Origin of the sequence: Streptosporangium pseudovulgare, from assembly GCF_014648055.1 — a bacterium.
Lineage (GTDB): Bacteria > Actinomycetota > Actinomycetes > Streptosporangiales > Streptosporangiaceae > Streptosporangium > Streptosporangium pseudovulgare.
Genome location: NZ_BMQJ01000007.1, coordinates 329,664 through 343,503 on the forward strand (window position 1 = coordinate 329,664; position 13,840 = coordinate 343,503).

Here is a 13,840-nt window from a genome sequence, read left to right on the forward strand (position 1 = left end):
GCGCAGGTCCGGCGCGGGTGGGCCGCCGGCGCCCCGCGGGGGCGGGACCCCCCGGGGAAGGGGGCGCCGGCGGCCGGTCTCAGGGGGCCTGGGCGACCAGGGCGGCGGCGGACGAGGTGACCTCGGCGCGGCCGTCGAAGGACGCCTTCGCGCCGATCTCGTACCGTCCCGCCGTGACGCCGGCCGGCGGGGTGACGGCCCAGGTGACGGTGAACGCCTCGCCCGCGGCGAGCTTCTCCGGCGACGCCGCCGGGGTCACCGGCCGGGCCCGCCAGCCGTCCGGCAGGGTCAGGGCGATCTCGGCGCCGGTGAGCTTCTTCGTCCCGCCGGTGTTGACCAGGCGGGTGACGATCTCGCCCTCCCGGCCCGCGGTGAGCGTGGTGAGGCGGTCCTCGCCGAGGGTGGCGGCGGGGTCGGTCTCCAGCGTCACGAGGGGCGCCGCGCGGTCGCCGCCCGCGTCACGGGTGGCGACGCGGTACATGACCGCGCCGTGCGCGGGCACGTACGCCGCGAGGTCGCCCTGGGTCGCGGCGACCTCGCCGGTCCACAGGTCCTCGACCCGGTAGTGGGGGGCGCGGGGCAGCTTCAGCTTCGCGGCGGTGACCGCTATGGTGGCCGCCCGGTCGCTCTCGTTGAACAGCACCACCGCGCTGTCGCCGTTCTCCAGCGGCTTGACCAGCGCGTGGTACCAGCCGTCGGTGCGGGCGTAGCGGCTCTGCACGCCCAGCCGGTCCTGGTTCACCGCGATCACCTTGGGGTTGGCGACGATCGCGGCGGGTGCCTTGGCCGGGTCGGCCTGCAGGATCAGCGGGGAGGCGCCGATCGCCCACAGGCTGAACTGGGCGCGGTACTCCCGTTCGGTCATCTTGCCGAGCCCGGCCTGCAGCAGGTCGGGGTCGTTCCAGGAGCCGGGCCCGGCGTACTCGTGGCGGAGCATGTTCGTCTCCCACACGTCCACCATGTGCGCGTAGGAGTCGGTGAGCGGTTTCGTGACCACGTTGGTCCGCCAGGTCGTGGCGACCTGGCGGCCCCACAGCCAGGGGACGGTGCTGCCCTCCTCGTTGTTCATGGCGAACGCGATCCCGTCGCCGAGGGCCTGCCGCATCGCCGGGTAGAGGATCTGCGCGATCTGCTGGACGTTCTTGCCGGGGAAGTCGGCGGTGGGGATCGAGCACCAGTCGTACTTGAGGTAGTCGACGCCCCAGCTCCGCAGCAGGGCGCCGTCGGCGGCCTCGTTCCGGTAGGCGCCGGCGCCGCCGCCGGCGCACGCCTTGGTTCCGGCCGACAGGCCGAGGCCCAGCTTCAGGCCCTTGCCGTGGACGTAGTCGGCCAGGGCCCGGATGCCGGAGGGGAACCGGGCGGGGTCGGCCACCAGGCCGCCGGAGGCGTCACGTCCGGCGGCGGTCCAGCAGCCGTCCACGATGACGTACCGGTAGCCGGCGGCGGCGAGGGGGCCGTCGGCCAGGGCGTCGGCGGCCCGCCGTACCGCGGTCTCGGAGACCGAGCAGGCCAGCGCGCGGCTGTTCCAGCCCATGGGCGGGGCGTCGACGCCGGGCGGCGCGGCGGAGGTGCGGGCCGTCGCCGCCGAGGGCACGGCGAGCGCGCCGAGGAGGACCGCCGACAGGGCGGCCGTGCGTGTGCGCATGGAAGGACTCCCGTCAGGCAGGGTTGAGGGCCGGGTTGCCGGGCTCGATGACGAAGGACCCGGAGGTGTAGGCGCGGGCGTAGGGTTCGGTGACCCGGTCGATGGAGCGGAAGTCGACCTTCATCTCCCGTTCCGACACCACGGTGCGCACGTAGCCCCGGCGGCCGTTGAAGAACTTCACGTGCGGGTTCTCGGCGAGCAGGGTCTTGGTGTCGGGGTACTCGTCCCGGCCGTCGCCGGCGGAGGTCACCGAGGTGGTGACCAGCTCCACGGCGACCGACTTCGACTCCGGGTCGCGGTGGTCGCGCTTGACCTCCCCGGCCCAGTGGGAGTGGACGTCGCCGGTGAGCACGACGCCGTTGCGCCGGTTGTCGGCGATGGAGGCGGCCAGCCGGTCGCGGCTGGCGACGTAGCCGTCCCAGCCCTCGTTGGAGTAGCCCTTGGCGGGGCCGTTCGCCCAGTCCATCTCCATCATGAACACCTGCTGGCCGATCAGGTCCCAGGTGGCCCGCGACTCGCGCAGCTCGCCGGTCAGCCACGCCTCCTGCTCGCCGCCCAGGATGGTGCGGTTCGGGTCGAGGCGCTCGGCGCAGTCGTCGCCGACCGTGCCGCTCTTTCCGGTGCAGGCGTACAGGTCGCGGTACTGGCGGGTGTCGAGCAGGTGCAGGTTCGCCACCGAGCCCCAGTGCAGCGTCCGGTACAGCTTCAGCGACGGCCCGTCGGGCCGCTGCGCGCGCCGCAGCGGCATGTTCTCGTAGTACGCCTGGAACGCGGCGGCCCGGCGGGGCAGGAACGGCGGGTCGGGCTGCTCGGGCACGTCCCCGGCCCAGCCGTTCTCGATGTCGTGGTCGTCCCAGACCACCACCCAGGGCGCGACGGCGTGGGCGAGCTGCAGTTCGGGGTCGGTCTTGTGCTGGGCGTGCCGGAGGCGGTACCCCGCCAGGTCGAGGCACTCGCCGCCGGCCTGGTCGCGCACGGGGTACTTGTAGTCGCCGTACTCGTAGATGTAGTCGCCGAGGAAGGCGATCAGGTCGGGCTCGTCCTCGGCCATCCGGCGGTAGGCGGTGAACCAGCCGGTCTGGTAGTCGGCGCAGGAGGTGAACGACAGGTTCAGGTCGCGGCCGCGGGTGCCGGGCGCGGGCGCGGTGAGGGTCCGCCCGGCGGGGGAGATCTCGCCCTCGACGCGGAATCGGTAGAAGTACTCGGCGCCGGGGTCGAGGCCGTCCAGCTCGACGTGGACGCTGTGCGCCTCCTCGGGCCGGGCCGTCTCGGTGCCGCGCCGGACGATCTTGCTGAATCTCTCGTCGGTCGCGAGCTGCCACTGGACGGGAACCGGCCGGTTCGGCATGCCGCCGAGGCCGTCGGGGGTGAGGGGGTCGGTCGCCAGGCGGGTCCAGAGCACGACGCCCTGGGCGTCGGGCTCGCCGGAGGCCACGCCGAGCTGGAAGACGTCGGTCAGCGGGGTACGGCGGGTCGCCGCGCGCACGGGTGAGCCGAGCGCCGCGGCGAGTCCGAGACCCGCGCCGCCGGCCAGGAGAGTACGCCGGTTGATCATGGGGGGAACCGCTCCTCAAGGGGGGTGCCTGCGGGGAAGGGGGATGGGGCCACCGGGGAGCCGGCGGCCGGGGATCGGAGGGGCGAAGGCGGAGGGAGGGTTTCGGGGCCGGGGCCGGGGGCGGGCGGAGGAGGGCGGCGCCGCCCGGGGGTCGGGGCGGACGGTGCCGGGCGGGTCAGCCGATGCTCGCGTTGCCCTCCTGGACCGCCTGGTCGGCGGCCTGCTTGGGGGTGATCCGGCCGAGGTACATCTCGTTGAAGATCTGCACCAGCTTCGGCTCGTAGCCGGGGAAGCCGGTGACGACCGGCATGCCGTACGTGGTGCCCTTGGACTCCTCAAGGAAGGGCGAGACGTCGAGCTTCTTGCTGTTCTTCCAGTAGTCGACGTAGTTCTGGCCGAACTCCACCAGGGCCGGGAAGACGTAGCCGCCGTCGGCCATGATCTTCTGCGCCTCGGGCGAGCCGAGGAAGGCGGCCAGCTTGTTCGCCTCGGCCGGGTGCTTGGTCTTGGCGTAGACCGCCTCGGACAGGCCGTTGAGGTTCACCGAGCGTCCCTTGGGGCCCTCGGGCATCATCGCGATGCCGATCTCGAAGTTGATCTCCGGGGCGATGAACGGCAGGAGGGCGTTGTTCGCCGGGAACATGGCGACCTCGCCCCGCTCGAACATCTCGGTCATCTTGCCGGTCGGCAGGTTGGTCTGGGAGGCCGGCGGCGCGACGTGGTACTTGTTCACCAGGTCGACGCCGAACTGCAGGGCCTGGACGGAGGCGTCGTCGTTGAAGGTGTAGCGGCCGAAGTTCTTGTCCACGAGCTTGCCGCCGTTGGACTCCACCCAGTTCATCCACTGCGTCTGGTAGTGGTTCCAGGAGCCGAAGCCGTACTGCTTGACCTTGCCGGCGTCGAAGCCGGGCTCGTCGGGGTGCTTGCCGGCCTCGTCGACGGTGAGCTTGCGGGCCGTCTCCAGGAGCGTGCCGGAGCCGTCGGGCGCCCAGGTGAGCTTCTCCGGCATCTCGACGCCCGCCTTCTTGAAGGCGTCCTTGTTGTACAGCAGGCCGACGATGCCCCAGTCCTTGGGCACGCCGTACAGCTTGCCCTGGTAGGTGTAGGCGTCCACGACGGTCTTGTGGTACTTGCCCGTGTCCAGCTTCAGCGGGCTGAGGTCGGCCAGTACGCCCTTGGTGACGAACTCTGGGAAGTAGGAGGTCTGCATCCAGAAGACGTCGGGCGCGGTGCCCGCCACCGCGTCGGCGGTGATCTTGGTCCAGTACTGGTCCCAGGGCAGCATCTCGACGGTGACGTCGATGTTCGGGTTGGCCTTCTCGAAGGCGGCCATCACCTTCTCGTAGCCGACCTTCTGCTGCTCGTCCCAGAGCCGGTAGGTGAGCGTGACCTTCTCGCCCGACCCCCCGGAGGAGGAGTCGGAGGAGTCGGAGGAGCCGCAGGCGGAGACCGCGGTGAGGAGCGCGGCGCCGGCGAGCGCCGCGGCCCAGCGGATGCGGGGGGTGTGCATGTTCTGGCCTCTCACTGTTCATTTCAGGCCGGTCAGGACCACCGACCGGACGATGTACCGCTGGAAGAAGATGAAGATCAGGAGCATGGGCAGCAGCGCGATCAGGCCGCCCGCCATGATCAGGTTCTGGTCGACGCCGATGCCGTTCTTCAGGCCGGCCAGCGCGACCGTGATGACCTTGGTGTCGTCACCGCTGGTGATGATCAGCGGCCACAGGAAGGAGTTCCACGAGGAGATCACCGTGATGATCGCCAGCGTGCCCAGGGCGGGCCGGCACAGCGGCAGCAGGATGCGCACCAGCACCGTCAGGGGCCCGGCGCCGTCGATCCGCGCGGCCTCCTCGATCCCGGCGGGCAGGCCGCGGAAGAACTGCCGCATCAGGAAGATCCCGTACGGCGTGCCCAGCAGATGCGGGAGGAGCAGGCCCCACCAGGTGTTGATCAGCTCCAGCTCGCGCATGATGAGGAACAGCGGGATCACCGTGACGGCGCTCGGCACCATGAGCGTCGCCAGGTACAGCCCGAACATCGCGTCCCGGCCGCGGAAGCGCAGCCGCGCGAAGGCGTAGGCGGCGAAGGTGGTGAAGACGAGCTGACCCACGGTGAGCGCGACGGTCATCAGCAGCGTGTTGCCGAGATAGCGGGGGAAGTCCGACGCGAGCAGCGTGGTCAGGTTGGCGGTGGTCGGTGGGAGGCCCGGCAGCCACGGCTCGGTGGAGTTGAGCTGGCCCCTGCTCTTGAACGCGGTCAGCACGACCAGCAGGTAGGGGAAGACCGTGACGAAGGCTCCGGCGGCGAGCACCGCGTGCAGCAGGATCCGCCGGGCCCTCCCACGGGGCGCCTTCCCGGCCGGCGGTCCGGGCAGCGGGCCGGTCGCCGTCTTGGTCTCCGTCATCGTCATCGTCGTCCCTCAGCTCAGGTCGTAGGTGGTGCGCTTGGCGAAGAACCGGACCTGGACCAGCGTCACGGTGAGGATGACCACGAAGAGCAGCATCGACAGCGCCGAGGCGTACCCGAAGTCGAACTCGCGGAACGCGGTGCCGTAGATCTTGAAGTTGATCACCTCGGTCCGGTGGCTCGGCCCGCCGTCGGTCATCACGAAGACGGTGTCGAAGATCTGGAAGGCACCGATCAGGTTCGTCACCAGGACGAAGAACATCGTGGGGTTCAGCAGCGGCAGGGTGACCCGGAAGAACCGCTGGACGGGCGCGGCGCCGTCCACGGCGGCGGCGTCGTAGAGCTCGCGCGGGATGCCCTGCAGGCCGGCGAGGAAGAACAGCATGTTGTAGCCGGCGTACTGCCAGATGTTGACCAGGGCGATCGCGGGCAGCGCCCAGGTGGGGTCCGACAGCCAGGCGGGCCCGGTGACGCCGAACAGGTCGAGGATGTTGTTGACCACGCCGTCGCGCGGGTCGAAGATCCACTTCCAGGTCAGGCCCAGCACGATCGGGGTGGCCATCCACGGCACCACGTACAGCGCGCGGTAGAACCGCACGCCCGCCAGGCGCCGGTTCAGCAGCAGGGCGAGGACCATGGCGAGCACGGTCTGCAGCGGGATGCACAGCAGCACGTAGCCCACGGTCACCAGCATCGAGCGCCACACGCCGCCGTCCCCGGCCATCCGCCGGTAGTTGTCCAGGCCGACGAACGTGGGATCGGACAGCAGCTCCCAGTCGAAGAAGCTCAGGACCAGGACGATCAGGACCGGCAGCAGCAGGAAGGCCAGCACGCCGAACAGGCTCGGCGCGATGAAGAGATAGGCGTGCAGGTCGCCGAGCCCGCGGAGCCCGCGCCGGGGCCGCCGCGCGGGGCGGGAGACCGCCGTGCCCACCGGTCCGGCGGGGGCGGCGGGCTCCTCGGCGTCCGGGGCGGTCCCGGAACCGGGGGGCGCGCCGAGGCCGGAGCCGGAACGGGGGGCGGTCACGACGGCTCCGTCGCGGTGGGGACCATCAGCTCCCTGGTGGTCCGCAGCCCCCACTCGTCCAGCGCGGCGATGGGGTCGCTCGACCCGCGCAGGCCCCCGGTCGCGGCGATGTGGGCGGCCCACTCCTCGCGCGCCTCCACCTCCGGCCGCAGGATGACGCAGTCGGGGTCGTTGACCCACCAGCGGGCGTGCAGGAACTCGCGGGCCGCGCCGGTGAGCCGGGCGCCGAGCTGGGACGGCTGGCTGATGTCGCCCGAGCGGGGCATCAGGTTGGGCGCCATGTCGGGGCTGACCCGCATGATGTCCACCAGGCCGATGCTGGGCAGCAACGGGGCGCCGCAGCCGTGCAGCGTGGCGTCCGGGCCGGCTCCGGCGCGGACCAGCTCCAGGCCGCGCCGGTAGGCGGTGATCGGGTCCACGTCCTCGTGCCGCGCGCCGGCCAGCGCCCCGGCGTAGCAGTAGTCGAGCTTGAAGTGGGTCACGCCCAGGCGGGCCAGGCCCTCGAAGACGCCGACCAGGTGGGCGGCGGCGTCGGGGTGGGTGACGTCCAGCACGGCCAGTTCCTGGTCCCACATGCGCCCGGCGCTCACCGGCCCGTCCTGGCCGCCGACCAGCCAGTCGGGGTGCTCCCGGAAGAGGCGGCTGCCGTGGCCCACGAGGTACGGCGCGACCCAGATGCCGGCCCGGCGGCCCGTCCCGACGACGGCGTCCACCGCCCGTTCCAGCGAGCCGAACCCCGGCCGGATCTCCAGCCAGTCGCCGATGCCCGCCTCGTAGCCGTCGTCGATGAGGAACATGTCGGCGTCGATGCCGTGCCGGGTGGCCAGGTCGAGGTTGTCGACGATGTCCTTCTCGGTGACCCGGTCGAAGTAGCCGTACCAGCTGCACCACATCGGCGGCACCGCCGGGAAGGCGGCGGGCGCGTGCCCCTCGGCCATGGTGTCGGCCCAGCCGCGCAGCGCGGCGTCCAGGCCACCCTCGGCCAGCCAGTGCCGTACCGGGCCGTCCGCGGAGACCACCAGCCGTCCGCCCTCGGCGCGGGCCCGGATGGAGGGGACGGTCAGCGGGTCCGGAGCCGACCAGACGGCGACCGGGCCGCCGTCTCCGGGATCGACGGCGAGCAGTCCCTCGCCCTGGAACGTCCCGGCCGGGACGGGGGTCTCCGGGCGGTAGCAGATGAGGTGGATGTTGTCGCCGGCCGGCCGGGGAGGCGTGCCGTCGAGGGGGTAGGCGCCGGTGGGGCTCCAGGATTGCCAGCCGTGTTCGAAGACCCGTGCCCGCCGGGGGTCGCACGTGGTCTCGCCCACGTCTGTGAAGCCGGTACGCGGCATCGAGCTTCCTCGCTCTCGCTCAGTTACGAAGGAGTCCATCATTATTAGCACCGCGGCCATCAGCGGGCAATGGCCGTTTTCCAGGAAAAGTCCGGACCGGTTCCCACCGTCCAGGGCGGGGATCGCTGGCATACTTTGGCGTTAAACAGGAGACCTACATTAGGGATGGCGATGTCGAATCCCCCGCCGAGCGGCGGAGACCTCTCCCGGCTCCGGCAGCTCAACGCGCTGTCGGCGATCAGGGCGCTGCGCGGGGCCGAGCCGCTCCCCCTGTCGGCCATCGCCTCCCGCACCGGCCTGTCGAGGCCGTCCACCAAGGAGGTCGTGGACGAGCTGATGGGCCTGGGCTGGGTCGAGGAGGTCCCCCCGGCGCCGGGGTCGGTGGGCAGGCCCGCCCGTCGCTACCGGTTCCGTTCCGGCAGCGGTCACCTGGCCGGGGTCGACATCGGGGCGCACAACGTGCGCGCCGCGGTCGCCGACCTCGACGGCAACATCGTGGCCGAGACCCGGCAGGCGGTCCGGCCCGACACCCCCGTCGCCGACCGCCTGGCCGCGGTGGAACGGGCGGTCGCGGGCTGTCTGGCCATGAGCGGACTGACCACGGGGAACCTGTGGACGGTCGTGATCGGCACCACCGGACTCGTCGACCGCGACGGCCGGGTCATCTTCTCCGCGGCGATCCCCAACTGGAGCGGCCTCGACCTGGCCGGCCTGCTGGGCGGGGAGTTCCCCTGCGACGTGCTGGTCGAGAACGACAGCCGGCTCGCCGCGCTGGCGGAGACCCGCCGCGGGGTGGCCCGCGGCTCCCGGGAGGTCGTGTTCCTGCACATCGGGCGCAGGATGGGCACCGGTCTGATCATCGACGGCAGGCTGCACCGCGGGTTCGGGGCCGCGGCGGGCGAGATCGGCATGCTGCCGGAGACCCGCTGGAAGAGCGCGATAACGCACCTGCACGACTGCGCGATCGTGCCGGAGGGCACGCCGCCGGAGGACGCCGCGGGCTACGTCCTGGCGGCGGCGCGCACCGGCGACCCGGCCGCCGTGGCGGCCGTCGAGCGCTACGTCGACGAGCTGGCCGTCGGCGCCGCCGCGACCGTGCTCACCCTCGACCCGGAGCTCGTGGTGCTGGGCGGCGGTTTCTCCCGCTCCGCCGACGTTCTGCTGCCCCCGCTGCGCAGCAGGCTGGAGGCGGTCTGCCTGCACATGCCGGAGCTGCGGGCCTCCACGCTGGGCGACGAGTGCGTCGTCCTCGGCGCGATCGACTACGCCGCCGACCACCTCGACCGGCAGCTCTTCGCCGCCGACACGGGACCCGCCCTGCCGCTCCCGCTGTCCGCCACCCGCTGACCGTACGGCCACCGGCCCGCGCGGCCGGCCGTACGGACCACCGCCCGGCCGCACCCTGATCTCCGCCCCGGCCCCCGCCCCCCCCGGCCCCGGCCTCGACCGATTTGACCTCGACTTTGGTTGAGGTTGCAGGCTGATCTCAGCACTTCCACCGAGGAAAGAGATCACTCTCATGATTCTGGTCACCGGGGCGACCGGCAACGTCGGCGGGCACGTCGTCTCCCAGCTGCTGGACAGGGGCGTCGCCGTGCGCGCGCTGACCCGCGACCCCGCCGCGGCGGCCCTGCCGGACGGCGTCGAGGCGGTGCGGGGCGACCTGGCCGACCCCGCCTCCCTGGACGCCGCACTGGACGGGGTGGAAGCGGTGTTCCTGCTCTGGCCCACGCTGGTGGCCGACCACGCCGCCGCGGCGGCCGTCGAGAGGATCGCCGGGCGGGCGCGCCGCGTGGTCTACGTCTCCGCGCGCGGCGTGTCCGACGACCTGGAGCGGGCGCCGGGCTCGATCCTGGGCTCCCACGCCTACCTGGAGCGCCTGATCAGGGGGACCGGCGTGGAGTGGACGTTCCTGCGTCCCGGCGGGTTCGCGGTGAACACCCTGCTGTGGGCGCCGGAGATCCGCGCCACGGGCGTGGTCCGCAGGTCCCACGGGGCGGCGGGCCGGGCGCTGATCCACGAACAGGACATCGCGACCGTCGGGGTGCTCGCGCTGACCGAGGACGGCCACGCCGGGGCGGTCTACGAGCTGACCGGGCCGGAGACCCTGACCCAGGCCGAGCAGGTGGCCGCCATCGGCGAGGCGATCGGCCGCCCGGTGCGCTGGGAGGAGGTCTCCCCGGAGAACACGCTCAGGGAGCTCGTCGCGGGCGGCATGTCGGCCGCCATGGCCGAGGGCATCGTCGCCGCCCACGGCGCGATGGTGACGTCGCCGGAGACGACCACCGCCACGTTCGAGAAGGTCACCGGGGTTCCGGCGACGCCGTTCCGGCAGTGGGCGGTCGACCACGCCGGCGACTTCCGCTGATTTTCCGCCTCCGGCGGCCGGGAACGAAGAAGGCCCGGGTCGGCATCGCCGACCCGGGCCTTCTTTCCGTGCGCCGCCAGGGACTCGAACCCCGGACCCGCTGATTAAGAGTCAGCTGCTCTAACCAACTGAGCTAGCGGCGCCCGACTTCGACAAGACTACCGGACTCGCGACAGTGGTCCGTACCCGAAATGACCCGCCCCGTCCGCCACCACCGGTTCGGGATCGCCGCGCGGTCCGGCCCTGCCGGTAAGCTTCGCCTCACTCCCAGGTGACATTTCGCCGCCGGGCGCCGATCGGCAGGCCCGCACCGCCGTACGCCCATCCCCTGGTCGAGGCCGATGATCTTTTCTCTCGGGTGAGGCAAGCCGTCCCCCCGGTTCTCCCAGGCGCCGTCAGGTCTCGTTTAGGTCTCATTCCCCGGGTAGCAGGGTGGAGTCCGGAGAACCGACCAAGGGAGACAGACATCATGCAGCCTGATCTCTGGAACTACCGATCCGACGTCTACGGTGACGACAAGTCCCTGGATCTCGCGGGCTACCACGTCGAGGCGACCGACGGGAAGATCGGCTCCGTGGACGAGGCGACCTACGACGTCGGCGAGAGCTACATCGTCGTCGACACCGGCCCGTGGATCTTCGGCAAGAAGGTCATGCTGCCGGCCAGCACGGTGACCCGGATCGACCCGCAGGAGCGCAGGGTCCATCTGGCCCGTACCAAGGAAGAGATCAAGAACGCTCCGGAGTTCGACGAGGCGGCCTTCAAGGAGCCGGCCTACCGCCAGACGGTGGGCGACTACTACGGCCGCTTCCCCTACGACGGGCCCGGCACCTTCTGACCCGGCCGCGGCGAAACAACCGAAAGGGGCCCCGCCCGATGGCGGGGCCCCTTCGCGTGGCGGACCGGCCGGCCCGCCACGGGGAGTTCAGGGCCACGAGGAGTCACCCGTGGCGTCGACGGGGCCGGGGACCACCTCCAGCCGCTCCAGCAGGGTCAGGAAGGTGGAGGCGTACGGCGAGGCCTGGGCGACCGACGCCACCCGGTTCCAGTCGACCTGCTCACGCAAAGCCCTGACCTGCGGCAGGAGCGAGCCGTAGTCGCAACTGTGCTCCGACAGCGGCAGGAGCCAGGAGATCACCAGGTCGGTCGCCTCCAGGACCGGCACGATGACGGCCGAGGCCTTCATCTGCTCGGACCGCTCAAGCAGCTCCGGGGTGACCGGGTTACCGCAGATGTTGAAGATCAGATCTACCAGTCTGCCCTCGTCGTAGGCCTTGACCAGCCAGTCCTCCGGGGGCTTGGCCGTCTCGAAGCCCAGCTCGCGCAGCGCTTCCAGGGCCGTCGGCACGTCCTCCTGGGGCAGGACGAAGTCAACGTCGTGCAGTGAGGGCGCGGCCCCGCGGGCGTAGGCGGCGCACCCTCCGGCGAGCGCGAATCTCACCTTCGCGTCCTTCAGCGCCGTGCTCGCCCGCTTCAATGTCTCCAGGATCGAATCCGTTACCTCATGGCTGTGACTTCCCATGGGACTCGCTTACCCCGTGTCTCCGCAGGTAGGCATGGCAATCTTTTACCAGGGCATTGGAATGGCATGATTCAGCCAGAATTTGCCCAACAAGAGCCGATCGCGGAGGATCCCCAGCCGAACGAGAGCCACAAGGAACGGGTGGACCGGGAACTCGGGGAACTGCTGCAGGGGCTGCGGGTCGCCGTCACGGGCGTCCAGGTTCTGTTCGCGTTTCTGCTGACCCTGCCGTTCGCCAGCGGTTTTCATAAGGTTGACGCATTGGGCCGCTGGCTGTTCTTCATCGCGTTGCTGAGCGCCGCCCTCGCCTCCGTCTGCTTCATCACCCCCGCAGCCCAGCACCGCCTGCTGTTCCGGAGCGGACTGAAGGAGAGGATGCTGCACCGGGCCAACGAACTTGGCATCGCCGGGGCCATCGGGCTCGCGATCGCGATGACCACCTCGGTGGCGCTGGTCGCGGAGACCGTCATCAACGCCTGGCCGGCCGCGCTGTTCGGCGGCGTGATCGCCCTGTCCAGCGTCTGGCTGTGGATCCTCCAGCCCATCGTCGATCTCTACCGGAGCAAGGATGTTAAGCAGTGAAACGTGAGGGCAGTGCATTGTCATGGCTACCTTGCTCTGGATCATCGCAGTCGTTCTCGTCATCGCCGGGATCTACGTCATCCTGGCCCGCCGCGATCTCCTCTGGGGGATCGTCCTCATCGTCCTCGGTTTCCTGGTCGGCCCCGGAGGCGTGAGCATCTTCAATGTCTGACGCGGGCGCATGAGCCCGCGCACTGGACAACCGAACACGAAGTCGCCCCGAATTCCAAACAAAAGCATCGGCGGGCCGGGTCCATACCCGGCCCGCCTCTTCTTTCCCCGGCGGTTTCTTCTCTCCCCGACGACTTCTTCCCGGTTTCTCTCCCGGCGGTTCTCCCCCCGGAGGCGGGGCGGCCCACGGCCTGGGGGCGGCCGGGCAGCCCACGGCCTCAGAGGCAGTACAGCCCGTAGGCGCGTTTCAGCACCGGCAGCGCCACGTTGCGCACCCGGACGCCGCCGGGCGTCTCCCCCTTCTCCGTGCCCGCGTGCGCGTGCCCGTGGATGATCAGGTCGGCGCCCTCGCCGTCCACCGCCTCGGCCAGCAGGTAGCTGCCGAGGAAGGGGTAGATCTCCAGGGGCTCGCCCTCAAGGGTGTCCTTGACCGGGGAGTAGTGCGACAGCACCACCTTGCGGTCGGCCTGGAGCTCCTTCAGCGCCACCCGCCAGCGCTCCGCGATCCGCTTGGTGTGCCCGACGAACGCCTTGATCTCGGGCTCGCCGAAGTCGCTGGCGCACTTGCCCGCGTACCCCCCGCCGAACCCCTTGCCGCCGACTACACCGAGCCGTACCCCGTCGATGTCGAGCACGGTCGAGTCGTCGTGCAGCACGGCGATCCCGACGCTCTTCAGCAGGGCCGCGATCTCCCCGGGAACGTCGGAGTGGTAGTCGTGGTTGCCGAGCACGGCGATCACCGGGACCGGCAGGTCGCGGAACTCGTCGGCCACCACCCGCGCCTCCTCGATCGTGCCGTGCCGGGTGAGGTCACCGGCCAGGAGCAGCACGTCGGCGTGGTCGGAGAGGTCCTCCAACCGCTCGCGGTAACGGCCCCGCATGCTCTCGTCCAGGTGCACGTCCCCGACAGCCGCAATCCGCAGCTCTCTCACAGTTTCTCCCTCTCCCCGGGTTCCCTGACGTCCATGACGGCGATCTCGTTGCGAACCGTCAGCCCGGGAGCCGCCTCGCCGGCCACGTCGGCGATCAGCGCGCGTCGCTCGTCACAGGAGACCTGACCGTGCAGGAAGAGCTGGTCACCCCGGACGGCCACGCGGATGCCCAGTTCGTTGGTCCTCTCGTCCTCCGCCAGCGCGCTCTGCACGCGCGCGGCGACGTACTGCGGAGCCTCCATCGCCTGAACTCCTTTCGTCCAAAACGCTCGCTTTCCCGAGAAAGCCGAGGTCAAACGCG

At 71.1% G+C, this 13,840-nt stretch carries 14 protein-coding genes and 1 tRNA gene; 5 read left to right on the forward strand and 10 right to left on the reverse strand.

Annotation, left to right across the window (positions count from 1 at the left end; translation table 11 throughout):
• Positions 1 to 79: 79 nt before the first annotated feature.
• The 6 genes from IEZ10_RS16690 to IEZ10_RS16715 all read right to left on the reverse strand — a co-directional run bounded on the left by IEZ10_RS16690 (position 80) and on the right by IEZ10_RS16715 (position 7,964).
• Positions 80 to 1,645, reverse strand: coding sequence for an NEW3 domain-containing protein (locus IEZ10_RS16690; RefSeq protein WP_189247413.1), 1,566 nt, complete (start codon positions 1,643 to 1,645; stop codon positions 80 to 82).
• Between the two features lie 13 nt (positions 1,646 to 1,658).
• On the reverse strand, positions 1,659 to 3,200 hold the full coding sequence (locus IEZ10_RS16695; RefSeq protein ID WP_189247414.1) for an alkaline phosphatase D family protein: 1,542 nt from the start codon (positions 3,198 to 3,200) through the stop codon (positions 1,659 to 1,661).
• Positions 3,201 to 3,375: 175 nt separating this feature from the next.
• Positions 3,376 to 4,710, reverse strand: coding sequence for an ABC transporter substrate-binding protein (locus tag IEZ10_RS16700; RefSeq protein WP_189247415.1), 1,335 nt, complete (start codon positions 4,708 to 4,710; stop codon positions 3,376 to 3,378).
• An 18-nt stretch (positions 4,711 to 4,728) separates the two neighbouring features.
• Positions 4,729 to 5,610 carry a carbohydrate ABC transporter permease gene (locus tag IEZ10_RS16705; RefSeq protein WP_229811339.1) on the reverse strand — a complete coding sequence of 294 codons (882 nt, stop codon included), beginning with the start codon at positions 5,608 to 5,610 and terminating at the stop codon, positions 4,729 to 4,731.
• A 9-nt stretch (positions 5,611 to 5,619) separates the two neighbouring features.
• The gene (locus IEZ10_RS16710; protein WP_229811340.1) at positions 5,620 to 6,633 is read right to left on the reverse strand and encodes a carbohydrate ABC transporter permease; all 1,014 of its coding nucleotides are present in this window, start codon (positions 6,631 to 6,633) and stop codon (positions 5,620 to 5,622) included.
• Positions 6,630 to 7,964 carry a glycoside hydrolase family 36 protein gene (locus IEZ10_RS16715; RefSeq protein WP_189247416.1) on the reverse strand — a complete coding sequence of 445 codons (1,335 nt, stop codon included), beginning with the start codon at positions 7,962 to 7,964 and terminating at the stop codon, positions 6,630 to 6,632. Before IEZ10_RS16715 ends, IEZ10_RS16710 begins: the two co-directional genes overlap by 4 nt.
• Before the next feature lie 171 nt (positions 7,965 to 8,135).
• Between IEZ10_RS16715 and IEZ10_RS16720 the strand changes: the two genes are divergently transcribed.
• The gene (locus tag IEZ10_RS16720) at positions 8,136 to 9,311 is read left to right on the forward strand and encodes an ROK family transcriptional regulator (RefSeq protein ID WP_189247417.1); all 1,176 of its coding nucleotides are present in this window, start codon (positions 8,136 to 8,138) and stop codon (positions 9,309 to 9,311) included.
• A 172-nt stretch (positions 9,312 to 9,483) separates the two neighbouring features.
• Positions 9,484 to 10,332, forward strand: coding sequence for an NAD(P)H-binding protein (locus tag IEZ10_RS16725; protein ID WP_189247418.1), 849 nt, complete (start codon positions 9,484 to 9,486; stop codon positions 10,330 to 10,332).
• 69 nt (positions 10,333 to 10,401) lie between these two features.
• Here IEZ10_RS16725 and IEZ10_RS16730 read toward each other — a convergent pair.
• Positions 10,402 to 10,475: transfer RNA gene (locus tag IEZ10_RS16730), tRNA-Lys, on the reverse strand.
• 326 nt (positions 10,476 to 10,801) lie between these two features.
• On the opposite strand from IEZ10_RS16730, the gene IEZ10_RS16735 reads away from it, so the two are divergent.
• Complete coding sequence (locus IEZ10_RS16735) at positions 10,802 to 11,170, forward strand: PRC-barrel domain containing protein (RefSeq protein ID WP_189247419.1); 369 nt, start codon at positions 10,802 to 10,804, stop codon at positions 11,168 to 11,170.
• Between the two features lie 87 nt (positions 11,171 to 11,257).
• Here IEZ10_RS16735 and IEZ10_RS16740 read toward each other — a convergent pair whose 3' ends face one another.
• Complete coding sequence (locus tag IEZ10_RS16740) at positions 11,258 to 11,854, reverse strand: nucleotidyltransferase (RefSeq protein ID WP_189247420.1); 597 nt, start codon at positions 11,852 to 11,854, stop codon at positions 11,258 to 11,260.
• 66 nt (positions 11,855 to 11,920) lie between these two features.
• On the opposite strand from IEZ10_RS16740, the gene IEZ10_RS16745 reads away from it, so the two are divergent.
• Both IEZ10_RS16745 and IEZ10_RS16750 read left to right on the forward strand, forming a co-directional pair.
• Positions 11,921 to 12,436: a DUF6328 family protein gene (locus IEZ10_RS16745; protein ID WP_189247421.1), complete on the forward strand. Its 516-nt coding sequence runs from the start codon at positions 11,921 to 11,923 to the stop codon at positions 12,434 to 12,436.
• 22 nt (positions 12,437 to 12,458) lie between these two features.
• Positions 12,459 to 12,608, forward strand: a complete 150-nt coding sequence (locus tag IEZ10_RS16750) for a GPGG-motif small membrane protein (protein ID WP_175593845.1) — start codon at positions 12,459 to 12,461, stop codon at positions 12,606 to 12,608.
• Between the two features lie 217 nt (positions 12,609 to 12,825).
• On the opposite strand, the gene IEZ10_RS16755 is transcribed toward IEZ10_RS16750, so the two are convergent.
• A complete protein-coding gene (locus tag IEZ10_RS16755; RefSeq protein WP_229811342.1) occupies positions 12,826 to 13,539 on the reverse strand; it encodes a metallophosphoesterase family protein in 714 nt (237 codons plus the stop codon).
• Positions 13,536 to 13,781, reverse strand: a complete 246-nt coding sequence (locus IEZ10_RS16760) for a BON domain-containing protein (RefSeq protein ID WP_189247422.1) — start codon at positions 13,779 to 13,781, stop codon at positions 13,536 to 13,538. The genes IEZ10_RS16755 and IEZ10_RS16760 overlap by 4 nt, the downstream gene beginning before the upstream one ends.
• Between the last annotated feature and the right edge of the window lie 59 nt (positions 13,782 to 13,840).

Bases quoted from the DNA above. Each gene is read 5' to 3' on its own strand.
- IEZ10_RS16745 (WP_189247421.1), top strand. From the start codon at position 11,921: ATGATTCAGCCAGAATTTGCCCAACAAGAGCCGATCGCGGAGGATCCC.
- IEZ10_RS16725 (WP_189247418.1), top strand. From the start codon at position 9,484: ATGATTCTGGTCACCGGGGCGACCGGCAACGTCGGCGGGCACGTCGTC.
- IEZ10_RS16705 (WP_229811339.1), bottom strand. From the start codon at position 5,610: ATGACGATGACGGAGACCAAGACGGCGACCGGCCCGCTGCCCGGACCG.
- IEZ10_RS16700 (WP_189247415.1), bottom strand. From the start codon at position 4,710: ATGCACACCCCCCGCATCCGCTGGGCCGCGGCGCTCGCCGGCGCCGCG.
- IEZ10_RS16735 (WP_189247419.1), top strand. From the start codon at position 10,802: ATGCAGCCTGATCTCTGGAACTACCGATCCGACGTCTACGGTGACGAC.
- IEZ10_RS16740 (WP_189247420.1), bottom strand. From the start codon at position 11,854: ATGGGAAGTCACAGCCATGAGGTAACGGATTCGATCCTGGAGACATTG.
- IEZ10_RS16750 (WP_175593845.1), top strand. From the start codon at position 12,459: ATGGCTACCTTGCTCTGGATCATCGCAGTCGTTCTCGTCATCGCCGGG.
- IEZ10_RS16695 (WP_189247414.1), bottom strand. From the start codon at position 3,200: ATGATCAACCGGCGTACTCTCCTGGCCGGCGGCGCGGGTCTCGGACTC.
- IEZ10_RS16690 (WP_189247413.1), bottom strand. From the start codon at position 1,645: ATGCGCACACGCACGGCCGCCCTGTCGGCGGTCCTCCTCGGCGCGCTC.
- IEZ10_RS16760 (WP_189247422.1), bottom strand. From the start codon at position 13,781: ATGGAGGCTCCGCAGTACGTCGCCGCGCGCGTGCAGAGCGCGCTGGCG.
- IEZ10_RS16720 (WP_189247417.1), top strand. From the start codon at position 8,136: ATGTCGAATCCCCCGCCGAGCGGCGGAGACCTCTCCCGGCTCCGGCAG.
- IEZ10_RS16715 (WP_189247416.1), bottom strand. From the start codon at position 7,964: ATGCCGCGTACCGGCTTCACAGACGTGGGCGAGACCACGTGCGACCCC.